At 50.8% G+C, this 24658-nt stretch carries 9 protein-coding genes; 5 read left to right on the top strand and 4 right to left on the bottom strand.

What is annotated here, in order from left to right; genetic code table 11:
- Positions 1-2 precede the first annotated feature (2 nt).
- The 3 genes from GWG06_RS25040 to GWG06_RS25030 all read left to right on the top strand — a co-directional run bounded on the left by GWG06_RS25040 (position 3) and on the right by GWG06_RS25030 (position 17731).
- Complete coding sequence (locus tag GWG06_RS25040) at positions 3-14531, top strand: non-ribosomal peptide synthetase (RefSeq protein ID WP_338076707.1); 14529 nt, start codon at positions 3-5, stop codon at positions 14529-14531.
- A gap of 61 nt (positions 14532-14592) precedes the next feature.
- Positions 14593-15879, top strand: a complete 1287-nt coding sequence (gene ectB, locus GWG06_RS25035; protein WP_127043447.1) for a diaminobutyrate--2-oxoglutarate transaminase — start codon at positions 14593-14595, stop codon at positions 15877-15879.
- Positions 15880-15940: 61 nt separating this feature from the next.
- The gene (locus tag GWG06_RS25030; RefSeq protein ID WP_235938516.1) at positions 15941-17731 is read left to right on the top strand and encodes an ABC transporter ATP-binding protein; all 1791 of its coding nucleotides are present in this window, start codon (positions 15941-15943) and stop codon (positions 17729-17731) included.
- A 154-nt stretch (positions 17732-17885) separates the two neighbouring features.
- Here the strand turns inward: GWG06_RS25030 and GWG06_RS25025 are convergent, their stop codons facing one another.
- On the bottom strand, positions 17886-19106 hold the full coding sequence (locus GWG06_RS25025) for an NAD-dependent epimerase/dehydratase family protein (protein ID WP_160716849.1): 1221 nt from the start codon (positions 19104-19106) through the stop codon (positions 17886-17888).
- A gap of 246 nt (positions 19107-19352) precedes the next feature.
- Positions 19353-20237: an aminoglycoside 6-adenylyltransferase gene (locus tag GWG06_RS25020; protein ID WP_160716847.1), complete on the bottom strand. Its 885-nt coding sequence runs from the start codon at positions 20235-20237 to the stop codon at positions 19353-19355.
- A gap of 255 nt (positions 20238-20492) precedes the next feature.
- Between GWG06_RS25020 and GWG06_RS25015 the strand changes: the two genes are divergently transcribed.
- Together GWG06_RS25015 and GWG06_RS25010 are read left to right on the top strand one after the other, a co-directional pair.
- Positions 20493-21149 (top strand): hypothetical protein, encoded by a 657-nt coding sequence (locus GWG06_RS25015; RefSeq protein ID WP_160716845.1) that lies wholly within the window; start codon positions 20493-20495, stop codon positions 21147-21149.
- A 340-nt stretch (positions 21150-21489) separates the two neighbouring features.
- Positions 21490-22239 (top strand): hypothetical protein, encoded by a 750-nt coding sequence (locus tag GWG06_RS25010; protein WP_160716843.1) that lies wholly within the window; start codon positions 21490-21492, stop codon positions 22237-22239.
- A 116-nt stretch (positions 22240-22355) separates the two neighbouring features.
- Here GWG06_RS25010 and GWG06_RS25005 read toward each other — a convergent pair whose 3' ends face one another.
- Both GWG06_RS25005 and GWG06_RS25000 read right to left on the bottom strand, forming a co-directional pair.
- Positions 22356-23528 (bottom strand): alginate lyase family protein, encoded by a 1173-nt coding sequence (locus GWG06_RS25005; protein ID WP_173962680.1) that lies wholly within the window; start codon positions 23526-23528, stop codon positions 22356-22358.
- A 253-nt stretch (positions 23529-23781) separates the two neighbouring features.
- Entirely contained in the window at positions 23782-24657 is an 876-nt protein-coding gene (locus tag GWG06_RS25000; protein WP_160716841.1) for a hypothetical protein, read from the bottom strand.
- Position 24658: the final 1 nt, after the last annotated feature.

Here is a 24658-nt window from a genome sequence, read left to right as displayed (position 1 = left end):
ATCTGACCAACCGCATTACTTCTACCACCATCCGTTATGTGATCTTCGGTGGTGAAGCCTTGAACCCCGGCAAGCTGCAGCCCTGGCAGCAGCTGTATCCGGCAAGCCGTCTGATTAACATGTACGGTATCACGGAAACAACGGTGCATGTCACTTACCAGGAATTGTCCGCCGCTCATCTGAACAGCAGTGCGAGCGTGATCGGTAAGCCTATCCCGACGCTGAGCGCCTACATACTGGATCAGCACCAGTCGCTGGTGCCGGTAGGTGTAGCCGGTGAATTGTACATCGGTGGCGCTGGTGTGGCGCGTGGTTACCTGAACCGGGATGAACTGACGGCAGCAAGATTTATCAGCAGTCCGTTTGCGGCAGGCGAACGGCTGTACCGCACCGGCGATCTGGCACGCTGGTACCCTGATGGCAACCTGGAATACCTGGGCCGTATAGATGACCAGGTGAAGATCCGCGGCTTCCGTATAGAGCTGGGTGAAATAGAACATACGCTGCAACAGAGCGGCCTGGTGAATAACGGTATCGTACTGGCTAAAACAGATACTACCGGCAATAAGCAACTGGTAGGTTATGTTGTGCCCCGTGAAGCATTTACGCGTGAAGCTGTTCAGGCATTCCTGAAAATGCATTTGCCGGAATACATGGTGCCGGCGCTGTGGGTACTGCTGGATGAAATACCACTGACCTCCAACGGAAAGGTAAACCGTAAGGCATTGCCGGACCCGGTAGCAGCACTGCTGACAGACAGTATATATGAAGCGCCGCGCAATGAAACAGAAGCGCAGCTGGCGGATATCTGGCAGGAACTGCTGGGCATACAACGGCCAGGCATACACGATAATTTCTTCGCACTGGGCGGAGATTCTATCCGGGTAATAAAAGTAGTCAGCAGAATATCTTCCGTGATGGGCAAACAGGTAAAAGTGTTTGATGTATATCAGTCAGCCACGATTGCGCAACTGGCTGCCCTGCTGGAAGAAAAAACAACTGAGGATGATACGGCGCAGGTATATGCTGCCGTGAAAACCGAACTGGATACATTGCGTCAGACAATACTGCCGCAATTACCTGATGCCGCACTGATAGAAGATGTTTACCCCATGAGCGATATCGAGAAGGGAATGATCTATGTATCGCTGGTAAATCCTGAAGACGCATTGTATCACGACCAATTCGTGTATAAGATCACCCCTGCGTTTACCAGGGAAATCCTGGAACAGGCTTACAGCCTGCTCGCGGCGAAGCACAGCATTCTCAGAACTGCATTCAGAATAGGCAAGGAAGAACAGGATGTGCAGATTGTCTATTCATCAGTGCCCGTACAGATAGACTGGTCTGATATTTCAGAACTGCCGGATAACGCTGTCAGGGATAAAGTAGAAACCTGGCTGCAGGAAGAAAGAAAACGACCTTTTGCCGTGGATCAGGCGCCTTTATGGAGAAGCAGTGTATTCCGCCTGAAGGAACATAACCTGCTCGTATTCCAGTTCCATCATGCTATCCTGGACGGATGGAGTGTTGCCTCGCTGAATACGGAACTGTATGAGATCTGCGCTGACCTGCTGGCAAATAAAACGGTTATTCCCGAACCGCTCCGCTGCAGTTATAAAGATTATATCATCGAAAGTCTGGTGGCTAAAAGAAATGATGCCAACCTGCACTTCTGGCAGGAAGAACTGGCTGATTATAAACGCCTGGATATTTTCTCCAGGGATAAATCAGTACGGCAATCCCTTACACATCGCTATGATAAAGACTTCCAGCAGCGGCTGACAGAAAGGACGCAGCAGGACAGGTTATCTGTCAAAGGTATTTTCCTGGGCGCTTACCTCGCGGCCCTCAATCTGCTGACATATGAAGAAGAAGTAACCATCGGGCTTGTGACCAACAACCGGCCTGTATTGGAAGACGGAGATCGTTTGCTCGGCTGCTTCCTGAATACTGTGCCTTTCCGTTTTGAAATGGAAAGAAACACGATGAACTGGAAGAACTATTTCAGCAGGATAGAAGAGAAGCTGTTACAGTTAAAGGAAAGAGATCGTACCAGCCTCTTTGAAATTACCAAAATCACCGGTGAACAAACCACTGATGAAAACCCTTACTTCGATGCATTGTTCAATTTCGTGAACTTCCATGTGTATGAAAATCTGGGTGGTGATGTAGAAACAACCGCCCGGCAGGAAGATACACAGGAAAGAATCAGTGATCACGAACAAACCAATACCTTCCTGGATTGCACGGTGAGCCTCACCGGTGGCGATCTGCAGGTCGAATATTCCATCCGTAAGGAACTCCGCTCCGGCAAACGGCCGGAAGATCTGCTCCGGTATATGAACACTGTACTGGCAGCTTACCTGGATCAGCCGGAAACCCTTATGAATAGCAGCTCGCTGCTGCCTGCAACCGAAATGTCACAATTGTCGGTACTGGCAGCAGGTAACGTCACCGACTATCCGCAGGATAAAACACTGCATGCCCTGTTTGATGAACAGGCACAGGCCGTGCCGGAGCATACGGCGCTCGTGTATGAAGATACCGTTATCACTTATCGCAGCCTGCAACAGGCAACGGACCGGCTGGCGCATTACCTGCAGACGCAAGGCGTTACTGCGGGTATGAATGTACTGGTAGGCCTGGACAGAAGTATTGAAATGATGGTGGCTATCCTGGCCATCCTGAAGGCAGGAGCAGCATATGTGCCTGTTGATATGTCCTATCCTGCAGAACGCATCCGCTTTATCCTCGAAGATATAGGCAGTGGCACCGTTATTACCGATGGACATTACCGGCAACAGCTGTTTGATACATTTGATACAGCCGTTAACGTTATCTGTGCAGATGCAATGACAGCAGATTCCTCCTGGGAGCAGACACGCTGGACAGCTCCGCAGACAGCGCCGGAAGATGCTGCCTACGTGATGTATACATCAGGATCTACCGGAAAGCCCAAAGGGGTAATTGTATCTCATCGCAATGTTGTCAGCCTGGTTATAGCCGGTACCTATTTCCCGTATGATGCAGACGGCATCCTGCTTTCCACCGGATCTACCGCGTTCGATTCTGTCACCGGCGACTACTGGGGCACGCTGCTCCATGGCGGGCAGCTGATACTCGGCGCTGAACGAACCCTGCTCGACAGCAACCAGCTGAAACAGTTACTGACCGACCGGCAGGTGAACGGCTTCTTCATCACTACCGGCTGGTTTAACCAGCTGGTGAATACAGACATCAGCGTGTTTGCCGGCCTGAAAACCGTATCCAGCGGCGGTGATAAGCTATCGGTAGAGCATGTGCTGAAACTGAAGCAAGCCTACCCCGAACTGGAAATTATTAACGCATACGGACCTACGGAGAATACGGTAGCTGCCAGCAGTTACGTAGTAACGGAGACGGCCTACGAAAGTTCTATTCCTATCGGCCGGCCGCTGAACAACCGGAATGTGTACATCGTGGATAAATACCTGCAGCCTGTGCCTGCAGGCGTACCGGGAGAAATACTGGTAAGCGGCGCCGGACTGGCAACCGGTTACCTGAACCTCCCGGAGATGACAGCAGAGAAGTTTGTCAGCCATCCTTTTGAACCAGGCGCCAGCGCTTACCGTACCGGAGATCTTGGCCGCTGGCTTCCGGATGGAAACATAGAATTCCTGGGCCGTGCTGATGACCAGGTGAAGATCCGTGGATTCCGTATAGAACTGGCAGAAATCGAAAATGTACTGGAACAGTCTGAACACATAAAAGCCTGCGTGGTACTGGCAAAGCAAAGCCAGGGAGGCGGCAGGTTCCTGGTGGCATATGTGGTGCCGGAAGCTACATTTGACAAACCAATGGTGCGCCAGTGGCTGAAGGAACGGTTGCCGGAATATATGATACCTGCGCAATGGGTGATGATGGATGCATTGCCACTGAGTTACAGCGGTAAGGTGAACAGGAAGGCATTACCCGATCCGGATATGTCCGCATTGTCCGGCGCTGCCTACGTAGCACCGCGTAATGCCATCGAAAATAAACTGGCTGAAATATGGCAGGAAATACTGGGACTGCAACGGGTAGGCATATACGATAATTTCTTTGAAACAGGAGGCCACTCCTTGCTGGCTATCCGCCTGATGGGAGCGGTGCGTAAGGAACTGTCGGCCGACCTCATTGTGCGGGACCTGTTTATACACAGCAATATTGCATCGCTGGCGGCACATGTGTTGCAGCAGCAGGGTAAGGCTGTGGAGATACCGGCCATCGGCACGCAGCGCCGGCCGGAAAGAATTCCGCTTTCCTTCGGTCAGGAAAGGTTGTGGTTCATCGACCAGATGGAAGGAACCACGCATTACCATATCCCCGTTGTGCTGACGCTGGATCACAGCGTAGACCATGACGCGCTGGCATATGCGCTGCAGCATATCGTGGACCGCCATGAAGTGCTGAGAACAGTGATCCGTCAGGCAGACGATGCGGATACTGCTTACCAGGAGATCATGCCGGCCGCCGGATGGCAGCTGCAGATCCGCCACGGCGGCGCTCAGCAGCAGGAAGAGATCGCAGCATTTGTAGATCAGCCGTTTGATCTGTCTGCCGATTACATGCTGAGAGCAGCTTTGTTTATTAATAACGCCGATGAATATACGTTGGTTATCGCGATGCACCACATCGCGGCTGACGGATGGTCCATGTCTGTAGTCGTGAAGGAGATGACCGCCTTTTACACGGCCTTCCTGTCCGGTACCGCACCGGAGCTGGAACCGCTGCCTTTCCAGTATGCCGACTACGCTGTATGGGAAAGATCTTACCTGCAGGGGGATGTACTGAAGAACCAGGAAGCCTACTGGCGGGAAAAATTATCCGGCGCGGCTCCGCTAAACCTGCCCACCGACTTTGTACGGCCATTGCAGGAAAGCCGCAACGGCGCCGTGCTGAATTTTACTTTGCCGGCATCTCTGACGCAGGCATTGCATCAGCTGAGCCAGCAGTCCGGCGCTACGCTGTTCATGACCCTGCTCTCTGTATTTAAAGTGCTGTTATCGCGTTACAGCGCACAGGATGATATCTGCGTAGGGACGCCGGTAGCTGGCAGGAAGCAACAGGAACTGGAAGGACTGATCGGATTCTTTATTAATACCGTGGCGCTCCGTAGTGATCTCAGCGGGGAACCGTCTTTCCATCAGTTGCTGCAACAGGTGAAAGCCACCTTGCTGGAGGCGTATGAACACCAGGAAATGCCATTTGAGAAAGTGGTGGAAACTGTGGTGAAAACCCGTGACCTCAGTCGCAGCCCTGTATTCCAGGTGATGTTTGAATTACAGCAGATGCCGGAAGTGACACGCACACCATTGGGTGAGGCTGACTTCCGTATGGAAGAGGTGGAAAGAACGGCCGCCTTGTTCGACCTTACTTTTACATTATCAGAAAATGCTGATGGATTAACACTCAGCATTGAATATTGCACAGACCTGTTTGCACCGGACACCATCAGCCGTATGGCTGGTCACTATGAACAGTTGCTGCAGGCAGTTGTAGCCAACCCGGTTAAAAAAATCAATGCGCTGCCGATGCTGACCACAGCGGAAAGCGCGGAGCTGCTGGATTTATTCAGCGGACCGGTAACGGCATATCCTGAAAACAAAACTTTCGTGCACCTGTTCGAAGAACAGGCACAGCGTACGCCGGATGCGGTGGCGCTGGTGTTTGAAGAACAGGAACTCACCTATGCAGCCCTGCATGCGCGCGCCAACCAGCTGGCGCATCACCTGGTGCAGTCCGGCGTTACTACGGATACGCTGGTGCCTATTTGTATAGAACGTTCCCTGGAAATGATCGTGGGCGTGGTAGGCATTATGAAGGCTGGCGGCGCTTATGTGCCGGTAGATCCCAGGTTCCCTGCGGATCGGGTGAGCTATATTCTGGAAGACAGCTCCGCAAAAATCATCGTCAGCAGTGAAGCCAGCCGCGGGGTATTACCGGCAGATATGCAGGTGATCTCTATGGACGGGGACAGGGAGCTGCTGGCGCAATACCCGGCTACAGCGCCTGCAGTGGTAACTTCGCCGCAGGACGTGGCCTATGTGATCTATACCTCCGGTTCCACCGGCAAGCCCAAAGGCGTGCTGGTAGAACATGCCGGCCTGCTGAATCACCTGCTGGCCATGATTACGGAGTTCAACATGAGTACCGCTACGGTGCTGGCTTTCACGGCACCGTATACGTTCGATATTTCTGTCTGGCAGATGATCAACACGATGATCTGCGGCGGCCGCACGGTGATCTATACCGAATCGCTGATCCTGCGCCCGGATGCCTTGATCCGCGATGTGGACCGGCGCGGGGTAACACTGCTGCAGCTGGTACCTTCGTACCTGACGGCAGTGCTGCAGGACGACGGCGGCGTAGGGCTGTCAGCGTTAGACTACCTGCTGGTGACCGGTGAGGCGGTATCACGGCAGCTGCTGGAACAGTGGTTCAGTCATCCGGTGTTCGGCCGCATACCGGTAGTGAATGCCTACGGTCCGACGGAAGCGTCTGACGACGTGAGTTTCCACTTCATGCGGGAAACACCGCTGTCTGCCAACGTGCCGGTGGGCAAGCCGGTACAGAACCTGCACTTATACGTGCTGGACGCCAACGGAGAACTGTGTCCGTATGGCGTGCCGGGAGAAATCTGTGTAGGCGGTATCGGTGTGGCGCGTGGTTATCTGAACCGCGATACACTGACTGCGGAGAAATTCATTGCCAATTCCTATCATCATGGCCGCCTGTATAAGACAGGCGATGTAGGGCGGTGGCTGCCTGACGGCAACATCGAATACCTGGGCCGTGCAGACGATCAGGTGAAAGTCCGTGGCTACCGCATTGAGCTGGGCGAGATAGAAAATATCCTGCATCAGCATGCCACAGTGAGCAATGCCGTAGTAGTGGCGAAAGCCGGGGCCGGCGGCATCAAGCGCCTGGTGGGCTATCTGCTGACAACCGCTGACTACAGCCGGGAAGCACTGCAGTTATGGCTGCAGGAGCAGCTGCCGGAGTATATGATACCGGTGCTGATGGAACTGGATGCTTTCCCGCTGACGGCCAACGGCAAAGTAGATAAGAAAGCGCTTCCGGACCCCTCCGACGAACATTCACCACAACGCATATACGTAGCGCCGCGCAATACCGTGGAAACGCAGCTGGCCACCATCTGGGAACAGCTGTTAGGGGTAGCGCGTATAGGCGTGCACGATAATTTCTTTGAGCTGGGCGGCCACTCGCTGCTGGCTATCCGCCTGCTGTCACAGCTGCGCCGGGTGCTGTCGGTGGAGCTGACCGTAAAAGACGTATTCCTGTCGCCCACCATTGCCACGCTGGCGTTGCAGGTGGCCGGCCATGATACCGGCGTGCAGCTGCCTGCCTTAAGTGTACAGGAGCGTCCTGCGCGCATCCCGTTATCGTATAGCCAGGAACGTTTGTGGTTCATCGATCGTTTGGAAGGCAGCACGCATTACCACATCCCGGCGGTGCTGAAGCTCACCGGCGCGGTAGATACCGCTGCGTTGTCGCTGGCGCTGCGCCGCATCGTAGAACGCCATGAAGTGCTGCGCACGGTGATCCTGGAAGAAGAGGGTACCGGCTATCAGCAGGTAATACCGGCAGATAACTGGGAATTACGTATAACCGTAGCCGGTAGTGATACCGCGCAGCAGATAGCAGAACTGACGGATGCGCCATTTGATCTCTCGCGGGATTACATGCTGCGGGCGGGATTAATCAGGCTCACCGCATCAGAACATTTGCTGGTGATAACGTTACATCACATCGCATCCGATGGCTGGTCATCTTCCATTATCATCAACGAACTGAGTATAGGTTACAGCGCAGCGCTGGCAGGAGTGGAAGCGCCGTTGCCCGCCCTGCCGGTACAGTATGCAGACTATGCCATCTGGCAGCGCAGCTACCTGTCAGGGGAGGCGTTGCAGCAGCAGCTGGCCTACTGGTCCGCACAATTATCCGGCGTGGAAACGCTGAACCTGCCGGCTGATTTCACCAGGCCGGCCACACAAAGTATTCAGGGCGCTATTGCCGGTTTCCGGATCAACGGACCGGTAGTGGATGCATTGAATAAACTGAGCCGGCAGCGGGGCGCTACGCTGTACATGACGCTGCTGGCGGTATTCAAGGTATTGCTGCACCGTTACAGTGGTCAGGATGACATCTGCATCGGTACACCCGTAGCGGGAAGGAGTCAGCAGGAAACAGAAGATATGATCGGCTTCTTTGTCAATACCCTGGCCGTACGCACTGATCTCAGCGGAAATCCTTCTTTCGGAAAATTATTGCAACAGGTAAAAGATACGCTGCTGGCTGCTTACCAGCATCAGGAAACACCTTTCGAAAAGATAGCGGACATGGTGGTGAAATCCCGCGACCTCAGCAGGACACCGGTATTCCAGGTATTATTCGTCTTGCAGAATACACCGGACAGCGTTGCAGAAACGCCTTTGCCGGAACTGCAGCTCTCTGAGTATGATACCGCACATCATACCGCAAAGTTTGATCTGAGTTTTGTGCTGGAAGAAGATGCAGATGGTTTATCCGTTAACGTGGAATATTGCACGGACCTTTTCCGCGAATCGACAGTAGGCAGCATGGTAGCGCATTTTGAACAACTGCTGCTGGCCGTTGCTGCTGATCCTGAGCAGGAGATTGGTTCGTTGCAGATGTTACGCGCTGCAGATAAAGTACAGCTGCTGGATACTTTTGCAGGAGAACAGCAGCCATATCCTGCCGGCAAAACGCTGAAAGACCTGATAGAAGAACAGGCTGCAGCCACACCGGATGCTACCGCCGCAGTATTTGAGGGGCAGTCGCTCACCTTTAAAGCGCTGGATGAACGTGCGAATCAGCTGGCGCATTATTTAAGAAAACAAGGCATTGCAGAAGATACGCTGGTGCCGCTCTGCCTGGAGCGAAGCCTGGAAATGATCGTCGGTATTACTGGTATCCTGAAGGCAGGAGCTGCATATGTGCCTGTAGATCCGGAGTATCCGCAGGACCGTATCGCTTTCATGTTACAGGATACTGCCGCCACGCTGGTGCTCACGAATGCTGCGCAGGCTGCGATGTTATCTGCAGTAGCAGCAGGCGTCAGCGTGATAGCACTGGATACGCAGTGGAATCAGATTTCGGAGGAACCGGTAACACCACCGGCAACAGCCCTGCAATCCCATCACCTGGCCTATATGATCTATACCTCCGGATCTACCGGTATGCCTAAAGGGGTGATGAATGAACATGCAGGCGTAGTTAACCGTTTGCTGTGGACGCAGGATTATTTTAAACTGAATGCTTCAGATGCAGTACTGCAGAAAACAACCTTCTGTTTTGACGTATCTGTGTGGGAACTGCTATGGCCGCTGATTGCCGGTGCTAAGCTGGTATTTGCCGCACCGGGAGGCCAGAAGGATGCAGGTTATCTCCGGAAGCTGATAGCAGCAGAACAGGTGACGACCATGCACTTTGTGCCGTCTATGATGGATGTTTTTCTGGAAGACATGCCTGCCGGTACCTGTCATTCCCTACGCAGGGTGCTGTGCAGTGGTGAAGCCCTGAAACCGCAGCAGGTAGACAACTTCCACCGGAAATTTACCGCCGCAGGATTGTATAACCTTTACGGACCTACGGAGGCAGCCATCGACGTTACCTGCTGGGATGCAGTACGCGCCACGGCGCCGGTAACCCTGGTGCCGATAGGGAAACCGGTAGCCAACACGCCGCTGTATATACTGGACAGATACAACAATCTCGTGCCTGCGGGCGTACCCGGAGAACTGCATATCGGCGGTGTCCAGGTAGCTCGCGGATACCGGAACCGTCCGGAGCTGCACCGGGAAAAATTCATCCGCGATATTTTCGCGGAAGATAGTAATGCCCGCCTGTATAAAACGGGCGACATCTGCCGCTGGCTGCCCGATGGTAACATCGAATATCTCGGCCGAATCGATGACCAGGTGAAGATCCGCGGGTTCCGCATTGAGCTGGGCGAAATTGAAAATGTGCTGGAGCAGAGCGGACTGGTACAGCAATGCGTAGTGATGGCGAAACCGGATAACGCCGGCAATAAACGGCTGGTAGGTTATGTGGTACCTGCGTCCTCATTCACAAAAGCGGCTGCAATATCATGGCTGAAAGAACGGCTGCCGGAATATATGGTGCCTGCCGCCTGGGTGGAACTGGAAGTAATGCCGCTGACATCCAATGGTAAGGCCAACCGCAAGGCGCTGCCGGAACCGGAAGCAGCCGCTGTTTCCGCTGCCGCCTATGTTGCGCCGCGCAACAGTACGGAACAGGCGTTGGCCGGCATCTGGGAACAACTGCTGGATATAAAACAGGTGGGGGCCAACGACAGCTTCTTTGAGCTGGGAGGGCATTCCCTGCTGGCTATCCGCCTGATAGCAGCAGTGCGCCGGACATTGTCAGTAGAACTCGCTGTGAAAGATGTTTTTGTTCACCCTACTGTTGCCGCACTGGCAACACATATACAGGAACATGGCAACCGCAGCCTGTTACCTGCCATCGCGGAGGTAACGGAGAAGCCCGTACGGATTCCGTTGTCCTTCAGCCAGGAGCGTCTTTGGTTCATCGATCAGCTGGAAGGCAGCGTGCATTATCATATTCCGGTAGTGCTGCGGCTGCAGGGTATCCTGAACAGAATGGCCCTGCAGTATGCATTACAGGGCATCATCAGCCGGCATGAAGTGCTGCGCACCGTGATCCGTGAAGAAGACGGACAGGGTTATCAGGAAGTAATGCCCGCCGGCAACTGGGAACTGGATGTACTGGAATCCGGCGGAGATGTTACCGCCGCTATCAGCGATTTCGCACAGCAGCCGTTTCAGCTCGATACCGATTATATGCTGCGGGCAGGAATTTTTCCGCTGGACATGATGGAACATATGCTGGTCATCGTGATGCACCACATTGCATCCGACGGATGGTCCATATCCATCATCATGGAAGAGCTGGCGGCGCTCTACCAGGCATATGAAAAACAGCAGGAATCCGGCTTACAGCCGTTGCCGCTGCAATATGCTGATTATGCCATCTGGCAGCGTACCTACATTACCGGCGAAGTGCTGCATTCGCAGCAACGTTACTGGTCACATCAGTTGTCAGACCTGGAACCGCTGGACCTGCCCCTCGATTTTCCACGGCCTGCTGTTCAGCGCACAACAGGAGATGTAAAACATTTCAGCCTCGATACCCTGCTGGTAGAAAAACTGAAACAGCTGAGCAGACAACAGGGAGCTACCTTGTTTATGACGATGCTGGCAGCTTTCAAGGTATTGCTGCATCGTTACAGCCGTCAGGAAGACATCTGCGTGGGTACGCCGCTTGCCGGCAGAACACAGCAGGAAGCAGAGCTCCTGGTAGGATACTTCATCAACACACTGGCCGTACGCAGCCGTATAGATGGCAGCCAGCCGTTTACCGCCCTGCTGAAACAGGTGAAAGATACCATGCTCGATGGCTATGCCAACCAGGATATGCCTTTTGAAAAGATAGTGGAAGCAGTGGTGAAAGACAGGGACATGAGCCGCACACCCCTGTTCCAGGTAATGTTCTCCATGCAGAACATGCCGGAAGCAACAGCGCCGGTAATGGGCAAGGTAACACTGCTGCCGGAAGCGCCCGCACATACCAGCGCCAAGTTCGAACTCAATTACAGCATCACGGAATCTGCCGATGGCCTTGAACTGAGCATAGAATACCGGACGGATTTATTTGCAGCTGCTACCATAGAAAGAATGGCTGCCCACTACGAACAGCTGTTATGGTCAGCAGTAGTACTGCCTTCTCAGAAGATAGGCGCACTGCAGATGCTCACCGCAGCAGAAGGATATGAACTGCTGCATGAATTTAATACCGTGTCTGTTCATCAGCAGCCACCCATTACTAAAACCATTGTAGACCTGTTTGTCATACAGGCATCCGTACAGGCGAATATGACCGCAGTGGTCTATGAAGGCGCTGAGCTGACCTACAGGGAACTGGACAAAAAATCTGATCAGCTGGCACACTACCTGCTGCAACAGGGACTGAAGCAGGGCGCGCTGGTGCCGGTATGTATGGAAAGAAGCCCGGAGCTGATGATCGGCATACTGGGTATCCTGAAAGCCGGCGGTGCTTACGTGCCCATAGATCCGGCGTTCCCGGCAGACCGTATTGCCTTCATCCTGGAAGATACTGCCTGCCAGATTTTCCTGGCAGACAGCAGCATCAGAGAGAAGATAACACTGCCAGCCAGACCGCTCACATGCCTGGATATCCGCAAGGACTGGTCTATCGTCAGCAAGGCATTTGCGAAGCCGGCAAAAATAAATCTCAGTAACAGCCAGGACCTGGTATATGTCATCTATACTTCCGGTTCCACCGGTCAGCCGAAAGGGGTGATGATTGAACATCACAGCCTCGTGGATTATGTAACGGGATTATGCAGCCGCATCAGCATAGCGGAATGCAGCACCTTCGCACTGGTTCCTACCGTAGCCACAGACCTGGGCAATACGGTATTGTTTGGTGCGCTCGCCACCGGCGGCGCGTTGCATATCATTTCAGAAGAACGGATAAATGATGCCGTACTGTTACAGGAATATTTTAAAACACATCAGATAGACTGCCTGAAGATTGTGCCTTCGCACTGGAAGGCACTGAGCGCTGATACAACACCGCTGCTGCCGCAACGCCTGCTCATCTTCGGCGGAGAAGCCCTGCAGCAGGATGTGATTGATACGGTGAAAGCTGCCGGTACCTCCTGCGAAATTATTAACCACTACGGACCTACAGAAACTACGATCGGTAAGTGCATGCATACGGTGGACCCGGAAAGAATATATAACGCTGTGCCGGTAGGACAACCCTTCTCCGCGACTACCGCCTATATACTGGATACAGACGGAGAAATGGTGCCGGTGGGCGTTAGCGGGGAACTGTGCATCGGTGGTAACGGTGTGGCAAGAGGCTATCTGAATCAGCCGGAACTGACAGCAGAGAAGTTCATTCCGAATCCTTTCAGCGCCATTCCTGGAGCACGCCTCTACAGAACCGGTGACCTCGCGCGGTGGCTGCCCGATGGCAACATTGTATATATGGGCCGCATCGACGATCAGGTGAAAATCCGCGGATACCGCGTGGAACTGGGAGAAATAGAAAGAGTGCTGCAACAGAGCGGACTGGTAAGTCAGGGGGTAGTACTGGCACAGACAGAACGCACCGGCAGCAGGCGTCTCGTGGCCTATGTGGTAACCTCCGGCGGTTTTGATAAAGAACAGCTGCAGGCATATCTGCGGAGCCGTTTGCCGGAATATATGATACCCGCAGTATGGATGGAATTACCGGAAATGCCGCTGACAGCCAACGGGAAGATTAACCGGAAGCGACTACCCGCCGCCGTGCAGGCAGATGAATTACTGCATACAGCGTATACCGCACCGCAGACACCGGTGGAAATGCAACTCGCCGCTGCATGGAAAGAATTACTTGATATAGAACGGGTAGGCATATACGATAATTTCTTTGAACTGGGCGGGCACTCGCTGGCAGCAGTACGTTTGCTGGCGCGTATCCGAAGGATGGGATATACCGCGAAGCTGAGTGACCTCATGCATCATAAAACCGTGGCCGAGCAGGCTGCCCTGTTCAGCGGGCAGCAGGTGGACAAGCCATCCTGGCAGCATCCGCATATTGTTATACTCAAAGATGCTCCCGGTAACTATCCTGTCTTTATTATCCCCGGTGGCGCCGGTGTTACGGATGGCTATGAAACGCTGGCTGATGCATTGAAGACTGCCGGCAAAGTATACGGCCTGAATATGATGGGCGCGCTTGCCGGCGAGCAGCCGCTGGATACCATTACTGCCATCGCCGCACAGAATATCCGGTGGATGAAGGAAGTGCAGCCGCAGGGCCCTTATCAGCTGGTAGGTCACTCGCTCGGCGGAAAGATCGTATACGAAATGATCCGTCAGCTGGAGGCTGCAGGAGAACAGGTGCATATCGCCGCTATACTGGATACCGCCATAGATGCCGCCAACACACCGGTCAGCGCCGCAGTGATGCTGGAAGATATGACTGCATACCTGGAAGGCGGCGGATGGTTGTCAATGCCGTTCCCTGCCTGGTTGCAAACGCTGCAGACAGACATGGAGGCATTGCCTGCAGCAGATATGCGTGCGCGCATGATAAACGTCATCACGGAAAAGTGCCTGTCTGCCTGTAATACGGAAGACCTGCAGCTGTTCCGCTTACTGGCGGTCAATACCAACATGCCCTATGAAATTGCAGGCAGCAGCATCCAGGCGCCCGTGGCCGTTGTCAGAGCAGCGGCGCAGGACTGGGCAGCACACGGCATTGATGACACCCTGGGATGGAAACCGTTTATCCGCACCATCCATGCGTTCACCACACCAGGCAGCCACGATAATATGATCCGTGGCGAAAATGCAGCGCCGCTTGCCGCCTGTCTGCATCCATATTTCTTACAGGATGGAAAGTAAAACAACAGATTCCCCATAAACGATTCAATCACTATTAAAAACGATTATTAAAACAGTTTGTATGTTAACACAAGTTTTCGAAACACTGGAATCCAATGTACGCAGCTATTCCAGAAGCTTTCCGGCCGTATTCAGAAAAGCAAAAGGTTCCCTGATGTATACAGATAACGGTGACGCCTATATCGATTTCCTGATGGGCGCCGGTGCACTCAACTACGGGCACAACAATGACTTCATCAAGAAACAGCTGCTGGATTATATGACGGAAGATTATATTATGCAGGGGCTGGATCTGTTTACGGTAGCTAAAAGTGAATTTATCACCACTTTCAATGAACTGCTCCTGAAACCCCGTGGTCTTCATTACAAATTCCAGTTCTGCGGCCCTACCGGTACCAACGCCATTGAAGCGGCTTTAAAACTGGCGCGTAATTATACCCGTCGTTCCAACGTGATTTCTTTTATGGGAGGATACCATGGTCTGTCACAGGGCAGCCTGGCGCTGACCAGCAACGAATATAACAGGAAGGCGGCAGGCGTAGGACTGCACAACGTTACCTTCCTGCCTTTTGAAAATAACAGCGGCGGATTTGACAGTCTTGCCTACTTTGAAATGATCCTGGAAGATGGTCACTCCGGTATTGAAAAACCTGCCGCCGTTATCCTGGAAACAGTACAGGCAGAAGGTGGTGTAAATGTGGCTTCCCCGCAATGGCTGGCAAAGCTGAAAGCCATCTGTGAAAAACATGGTATCCTGTTTATCGCCGATGATATTCAGATAGGCTGCGGCAGATCAGGCGATTTCTTCTCCTTTGAACGCGCCGGTATTGTTCCCGACATCGTAGTGTTATCCAAATCACTCAGCGGCTACGGCCTGCCTATGTCGATGTTGCTGTTTAAACCAGAGCTGGATGTCTGGCAGCCGGGAGAGCATAACGGTACCTTCCGCGGTTATCAGCTCGCCTTTATTGGTGGTAAGGCAGCCCTGGAATTCCGGGAGCAGTCCGGCCTGGAAGCAGCTGTAAAAGAAAAATCTGCCTTCATCAACCGTTTCCTGCATGAAGAAATAGCTACTGCCGATGAACGTATCAGGATCCGCGGGCTGGGTATGATGTGGGGCATCGATTTATCGGGCTTTGAAGATACTTTACTGGCGAAGAAGATAGCGCAGGACTGTTTCAAGAAGCAACTGATTGTGGAATGCGTGGGCCGCGAAGACCGCGTCATCAAATTACTGCCGCCGCTGACTGTAGAGCAGGACATCCTGGAGAAAGCGCTCGGCATCGTACATGATACCCTGCGTCAGCATCTGGGCGCTCAGGTATCCGTACAGGCAACACTGGCATAATTAAGGCAGGCAGACCGCCGCCGGGGATAACAGATTATTCCTTCATCATTGAATCTTAACAATGAAAGCTACAATGGAATTGAACGAAGTAAAGAACAGCCAGCGCAAAGGTACTTTCAAACAAACCTTACGCTTATACAAGTATGTGAAGCCCTACTGGATTGAATTCACCATAGGTATGATATTGCTGCTGGCCTCCAGTATATCCAGTCTGATGATCCCCAACCTGCTGGGAAAGCTGGTGGATTCAGGACAGAAAATACACCTGGTTTCAGAGATAAACCAGCTGGGATTTACGCTGGTAGCAATATTGATAGGACAAGCCATTTGTTCTTTTTTCCGGGTGATATTTTTTGTGAACGTAACAGAGAAAACATTGTCATCCTTACGGCAGCATATCTATAATCACCTGATACAGCTGCCGATGAAATTTTTTCTCAACCGGAGGGTGGGAGAGCTGAACAGCCGTATATCCGCAGATATTTCCCTGTTGCAGGAAACCTTTACTACCACCATTGCAGAGTTTATCAGGAACGTTATCATCCTGGCCGGCGGCTTTGTATTGCTGATTACCACCTCCGCCAAACTGACCCTCTTCATGGTACTGCTGCTGCCTGTTATCCTCGTTGTAGGACTGGTTTTCGGCAGATATATCCGCGGGTTTTCAAAAGAAGCGCAGACACGCGTGGCAGAAGCCAATACCATTCTGGAAGAAACGCTGCAGGGCATCCTGAATGTTAAGGCTTTTGCCAACGAGTTTTTTGAGATGAAACGTTATAAGAAGAAAATCCTGGAAGCGGCTGATATAGGCATGAAGAGCGGTAAGTACCGCGGCGCATTCCTGTCATTCCTGATGCTCTGCATCTTCGGCGCGATGGTCGCTGTCATATGGAGAGGCTCCGTACTGATTGCCACCGGTGAGATGCAATCCGCCGGCGAGCTGCTGTCATTTGTTATCTACTCTGCTTTCATCGGCGGTGCGGTGACGGAGCTGGCGGAGGTGTACACCAACCTGCAGAAGAGCATCGGTGCAACAGAGAATCTGCTGGAAATCCTGGATGAACCGGCCGAACAGCTGACAGACAGTACCCATATACCACCGGAATACCTGCTGAACGGGTTAATCACTTTCGGAAATGTATCGTTTCATTACCCTTCCCGGAGTGATGTACATGTACTGAAAGATATCAGCTTCTCGGTGAAGGCTAACCAGAAAGTAGCGCTGGTAGGTCCCAGCGGCGCCGGAAAGAGCACCATCGTATCTTTACTGCTTCGCTTTTATGATCCGGCTTCCGGCAGCATCAGCTTCGATGGCCGCGACGGAAAGCAATTCCCGTATTCGGCCCTCAGAAGCCAGATGGCAGTTGTGCTGCAGGATGTCTTTCTTTTTGGCAGCTCTATCCGGGAAAATATTGCCTACGGCAAACCCGGCGCTACAGAAGAAGAAATTATTCATGCCGCAAAACAGGCCAACGCCTGGGAATTCATACAGCATTTCCCGGCCGGACTGGACACCCTGGTGGGTGACCGTGGCGTACAGCTTTCCGGCGGTCAGCGGCAGCGCATTGCCATTGCCCGCGCCGTACTCAAAAATCCACGTATCCTGATACTGGACGAAGCTACCTCCGCACTGGACTCCGAATCGGAAAAACTGGTACAGGAAGCCCTGGATAAACTCATGGAAGGCCGTACCTCCATCATCATCGCCCACCGCCTTGCAACTGTCCGCGAAGCAGACAAAATCGTAGTACTCGACGATGGCTATGTAGTGGAAGAAGGCACCCACCATGAACTGCTGACCGTAGACGGCGGCGTGTACCGTAATCTGAGTGCGATGCAGTTTACAAACTAGATGGTTGGGAATTGCGAATTACGAATTACGAATTACGAATGTAGAAGCGAAGATCAAAACGAAGATGAAAGGAGAATATTCAATGGCTATCTCCTTTCATCTTCGTTTTGATCTTCGCTTCTACATTCGTAATTCGTAATTCGTAATTCGCAATTCAGCATTTCAATCCCGAAGCCACCTTTACCTTCTTCTGCGATCTGTAATTTTCCCATCCTGTACTGAACCGCAGCTGATACGCATAACTATACAGCTGCTGAAATACGGCCGTTATATCCGGTTCGGGTATATCGTGCATGAGTGCTCTGAGCCGGGAGGTGTTAAACTGATGAGGGGGCATCAGCAGGTATCTGGTATATACTTCCCCACATTTCTGATAGTAATAGCTTTCCTGCGGGGTCTGGTTATCGGGGAAGCGATCTGTAAATTCATACGTTGCTTCAAGGTGACGGAATACTTCATCCGCAATTTCCCTAAGTGATATTGGCTTTGAAAGTATGATATTAAGCTGCCGGATATCCGGATGGCGGAAGGCCCGGCATATGGCCTGTGCCACATAATCTACCGGTACGATGTCCATCTGTGTTGTTGCCTTTCCGGCAATCCTGGGAGCCGGAAACTGCAGGTGGGAATTGCGTGCCTTCCAGTTGGTAAATACAATTCCCACCTGATAAAATACATTGTACTTTACCGCATGATATAGCGGAGCATCTGTTAACCGGCCTCCTATCAGGCCCGGGCGAAGGATCTGCCATTCCAGCTGGTGTTGCACACACCATGTCACTATCTCCCGTTCTATAATAATTTTATACAGTATATACGGAGATTGGGGCATGACCATGTTCCAGTCCGCCGGCAGACCATCTTCATGGAGGTTTATATATTCGTCTGTGATGGCTCCTTTGAGTATATCTTTTGAATAGATAGTGCTGATAAAGGTAAATTTCCGAAGGTAGGGTGTCAGTGTTTTCAGCAGATACAGGGTGCCAAGATAATTCAGCTGGTATATTTCCCGGAGTGCCTCCGCTGTATAACCCATATTGGTAGAGGCAGCGCTGTGTATCAGATACAACGGTCCCTGAGCGGCGATGGCCGCTGTGTCTGCCGGAGTGAGCTGATAATATACTGCATCTATGAGCAGGATATGCTCCATGAGCTGAGCCGTACTATACAGATGAATATACTGCGGTCGCTCCGGATATTCCAGCATATGCAGCAGTCTTTCTTCCGCCGTTTTTTCAGGGATACTTCTGATGAGCAATACTAATTTTCCAGATAATTCGCCGGAGGCGTACGCTGCCAGCAGCTGATACATTACCTCGCTACCCAGAATGCCGGTGGCGCCTGTCAACAGGATGTTGGTTACTTCTGTTTTCATGGATAGTTTTTTAAAATGAATAATGGGAATGTCAGAGGAGAGAGTACAGGCACACAGTGCTGTACAGATGATTTATAGCTGTTACATAAGCCGGTTAATTTGAGGTGCTGCCGTGCGGTTTCCGGTATTATATACGGGAGAAAGTGGATGCCCGGATCTTTCAGGGCGTTTTTTGCGGGGGAATAGAAAACGGCCATATAAATGGCTGTTACATCATGCTTACCCGCTCATTACGATTATTGCTACTTACAGATATATCTGCTTTGCATCCTCCGGCAGCTGTTGCACATGTTTCAGGTATGCGGTGATTTTCCGGTGCTCCTCTTCCGGATAGGTAAAGCCGGCGTGCCCGGCAACTGCCTGCGCAGCCTTGTGGAAGAGGTCCATGGCGGTAAACAGCGCCTCCCAGGTTTCGCCGGTTTCCGCGGTGCGGTAGGTAGAGAGCAACGCTGCATACAACTCTGGCTCCAGTAGTTGCGGATAGAATTTTCCGTATTTCCCGGCGTTGACAGAAAAGTTGTGCCGGCAACCGATATGCCAGTCCAGCATCTGTATCAGGGCGCCCTGGGTAACCGTATAAAAAAGTTGCTTTACCAGCACTGTTTGTTTCCGCCAGATACCTTTTGCAAGCCCGGTAGCCGTATAGAGAAATTCATTGCAGCAATCGCTGAATTCCTGTGCAGCAGGTGGGTTTACATGATAGGAGGAGTCACCGGAAGGCGCCAGGTCAGCTAATGCAGGGAGGTGATCTTTGTCCAGCATTACTTTACAAAGACTGTCTTCCAGGAAATCCTCCAGCCTGTCTGCCGGCACCAGGGTAAGATCAATACGGTTGCCATCCATAAACTGCATCAGGTAGGAAAATGCGCCGTCCAGCTCCGGCGGATACAGCTCCATAGCTTCCGGCATCTGCAGGATCATACGTTCCCCGAAGACATCTATCCAGCTATGATCCGCCAGGAACGGGGCAAGAGCTGTCACCACACAGATGATATCATAGTCCCGGAATATATCCGGCGTCACGCGGGGATTTGCCCGGGAACCGTTTAACAGTACAGCTCTGATCCGCGTATCGGCCGTAGCGGTATCCATTATCAGCTGCATCATCTGGTATTCACTTCTGCTCGTCATATCAGCTTATTAGTTTTTCTTCCCCATAAATGTATAACAGGAATTGTTAAAATACAGGTATGGTTTTTGTAAAAAAATCAAGATTCAGGATGCTGAGATAAATCTATAAAAAGACCGGCGTTTATTGGTAATACCCGGATGTTACATGCAGCGAAAGTAATCTATCCTTATTACTGCCAACGGTTGTATGTCATCGTGAAATATAGGTTCAGGCATATTTTGTTTGCTGCTGTCAATGAATTTTTTTAAAATGATATGATGATACTGAAACATTTCAGACAGGGAATGCTGATGCTATCCCTGCAACTGTGCTGTGTCTGCAGCATTTCCCTTACCGCTTCCGGCCAGAAAACGAAGCTGACGGGCACCGGAGATTTCATTTACGGAAGGCCCGGAAAGAAAGGAGAAGTACTGAAAGATACCCTTTACAACCGGCAGGTAACGAATATCACTGGCTTCCGGGGGCCAAATTTTCAGCCTTTCTTCCTGGTTAATACCGGTGGGGAAGGAAAAGACAGCATAAAGCGTATTCCGCTGCTGTCCTTATTTCAGGCAAAGATAAAATCGGCAGACAAACAAGACTCCCTGGTATATATGTTTTATGGCAGCTACCTATGGCAGGTACTGAAAGAGAAGAATAACCTGCGTGTACTCTACCGGAGCTATGATAAAGACGATACCATATATGACGGGACCAACAACCAGTCACAGACAAACCGGTATTCCCTGGAATCAATCATTGTATTGAGAAATGACAGAAAAATCTGGAATATCCCCGAAACAAACTACAGTAAAAAATCACTCCTGAAAATCATCAACAGCAGATACCACCAATCATTCAGAGAAAAAGATTTCTCCGGCCCGGACCAGCTCCTGGATTATTTACTGGAGGCAGAGAATAAGGGGATTTAATTATTTTATTATTTGGTTATTTGAGATTTAAAATGCAGCGAAGAGGAACGTTTGTTATTTTATTATTTGGTTATTTGAGATTTAAAATGCAGCGGAGAGGAACGTTTGTTATTTTATTATTTGGTTATTTGAGATTTAAAATACAGTAAAGATAGAAACAACTTTTATCTACGCTAAAATCTCCGATGCATTCCAAATCTCAAATAACCAAATAATAAAATAATAAAATAAACCAAAGTTTTCTTGTTTTCGAAATAGTTGCTGCCAACAAAATGTTGCGTTATTTTCATGGTGTTGTTGTACTCGACCCATTCTCACTATATCACCAAAATATAACGCCATGAAACGCCATTCTATCTGCCGCCTGACGGCATTGTTGCTGCTTGCCCTAGTCGTAGCCTCCGGATGTAAAAAGGAAATGAATGCCACTGAAGTTCTGCCTGATGTCAGTAAAAATGCTAGCCGGAAAACGCATTTTGATACGATACCACTTAGTACTTCTCCTTCAGCACGCGGGTTTTATGAAGAGAAAACAACTATGCTGTTCGGTAATGCACAGACTGATGGTACCATCTATCCCTATCGCCAGTTTATTGCCGGCAGATGGACGGTAAAGGGTATCTGGTATACGTACAGGAGTATTTTTTTTACTACGCTGCCTATTGCTTCCGGTGATCCGAATATCCTGAAGTCCGCGAAGCTCGTTTTGTTCTCTGATCCGCATCCGGTTGGCAACGGTGATCAGGTACATGCCAATTCAGGAACCAGCAATGCCTTTTATATCAGAAGAGTTACCAGCTCCCTGAATATTACCACTATAAATCAGTTTAACTGGTTTAACCAGCCCACCGTTACAACAGTAAACCAGGTGCTGGTACCGCATACCAATCAGCCTTTCCAGGATCTTCAGATCGATTTAACGGCTATGATGAAACAGGTTATAGCAGAAGGCCCTACTATCGGTGCCCTTGGCCTGATGGCACAGCTGCAGAATGAAACAAACAGCTACAACATCAGAATTTTCTGTTCCACCGATCAGCCGGATGCATCGAGGAAGCCGTATCTGGTGCTGGAATACTATGATATGTAATTATGAATTATGAATGATGAATTATGAGTTAAGGCGAAGATTTAAGCGAGCGAAAAAAATTACTCGCTTAAATCTTCGCCTTAACTCATAATTCATCATTCATAATTCATAATTCTTTATCTCAGGTTGCTGACATTATAATGGGTATACGACGTAAAGCCCAGAAACGTATTATCATTAGGTACGCCCAGTGGCGCCTGTAATCCTCTTAAATAGGCCAGGTTGCTGGTCTGGTAGTGGTTGGAGGCTACTTCGGTGCCGGGGAATACGGGACTGGAGGTAGAGCAGTAAGTACAGCTGGTGGTGCGTGCGTAGGCGGCGCGCATATAGTCATAGCCTGCGCTGATGCGGCTGTTGCTGGCAGTCCACAGGGAATTGTCTCCCTGGATTTGTGCCAGCTGGGCTGCATAGGCGAAGGCTGTCAGCGAGTACTGGAAGTGTACACAATCCTGGCGGTTGCAGTATTCAGGTATATTACCGTTTGATTGCACAATGATGGGCAGATAGATGGTGATGAGATCATAGCCGCTCTGGTATACCGCAGCGCTGTTCAGGAAAATGCCGATAGCCATTTTGGCGTAGCCCTGCGAGGCGTTCCAGTTGTTGTTATATACCGGCATGTTGTTGATGTAGTTATTTTTGACGTTGTTGAGATAGGAGGCGAACTGGTTGATGTCTGCGGCAGACCATCCGGAGCCATGGCCATTGATCTGGTAATAGCGCATGATTTCTGCTGCCGCTACAAAGCTGGGGGTGGTCCAGGAAGCTTCCAGTCCAGGTTGATTGGCATTGGTGGAAGCATCCAGCAATGCGTAGTTGCGGAAGGTGTAGGACCAGCCGTTCAATATCTGAATGCATTTGTCTGCCCAGCTCTGCGTGCCTGTTTTAGCCCATCTCAGCGCTAAGGCATAGGCTAGTTCGGCATCCTTCCTGATCTGCGATTTGGAGGGAGAGGTGGCGCCATTGGAACCAACTACTACGGTAGCATAAAAGGAGGCAGGTACCGGATGACTGTCTACATAATCAATTACTTTCTGATAATAGGCCGTTCGGGTGGCATCTCCGCCATTTGCCTGGCTGCCGATGAAGTCAAGACTGGCCTGTGTGTTCATGACGCCAGGATGTACAAATACGGCTGGTGCAGCAGCAACATCTGCTCCCGCCTGCAGCTGTGCCCGCGAGCCGGCATCCAGACTGTCTTTCAGTTGTTGTTTCCCACAGGAAAATAATAATGCAGCAGCAGAAAGCATGCCCGCGGCGAGGCAATGAAAAAGGGTGTTCGTTTTCATAATGGAATTTTATATTAATCAATAAGGGTTAGCGACGTGGAATTATGTTATGCCTGTTTAGTGCAATCGTTTGCATGAAAATAACAAAAGGAATATTACAAACAACGTAAACAACAAAAAATAGATATTCTCTAATAAACATTCATTTTATTATTTTATTATTTGAGATTTAGCAGCCAATCCTGGTTGCTGCTGAGCCTTGCCGTTCAAGGCAAAACCAGGATTGGCTGCTAAATCTCAAATAATAAAATAATCACATCCATAGTCCCTGCGTATCGGACTCGGTTACGCATCGCAGGAAGGGTTTCTCGTTATCAATGTACAAGGAGGCATCCAGATAGGGAAGACGTTTGTCCCTGATGCATTGTTCTGCAAAATCACTTCTGATAAGCGCCTTGTCTTTCACATTTGCTTCAAATGCTTTCAGCTTGGTGAAGGCATTGGCAGCGGGCTGCAGCCATGAATGATGGAAACCCATAAATTCCTCTGTGCAGTGCACCGTTTTTAAAAGGCCGCCGGAAATGCCTTTCTTCCGGAGATAATCACCGGTGAAAGGCATTTTACGGAAATATTTTCCGGTCATGATATAGGTCCGGTAGCTGAAGTCGTCTACACCATGACTTTTATCTGAAAACAGGTTCAGGTAAAAGACAGAGAAATGCAGCTTCACCGTAATGATCTGGTGCTTCTTTACGGTATCAATGATCCTGTCGGCCAGCCGGCTGTCCAGGAATTCATCCAGGTCTGAGAGGATGATGATGTCATCATCTCCGGCTATATCCTTCAGGATATGACAGTAGTTCCGCTGCATCGCTTCATTGTGATAGCCCATATTATGCGTAAGTATGTGCCAGTACCATTGGTCAAACTGTTCCGGCGGACAATTATCCGGGTGATAGTAAGACTGTTCCGGTAATGCCGGCCTGAACAGGTCTGTCGCCGCTATCCGGTGATATTTTACCTTATCGCTCAGCATAGCAGTATCAAAGAGATAAGGCTTGTCTTCATAGCTGAAATTTCTGTCGGCCTCACAGATATGGAGTTCATCAATCCAGTAACCGGTTTCCCGGATCTTCATGGAAGCAATCTTATGCTCATTAAAAAAGGGACAATATTCAAATATCTTCATA

Origin of the sequence: Chitinophaga solisilvae, from assembly GCF_009928525.1 — a bacterium.
GTDB lineage: Bacteria > Bacteroidota > Bacteroidia > Chitinophagales > Chitinophagaceae > Chitinophaga > Chitinophaga solisilvae.
The sequence above is the reverse complement of the archived record's forward strand: the minus strand, read 5'-3'. Positions and strand labels throughout refer to the sequence as shown.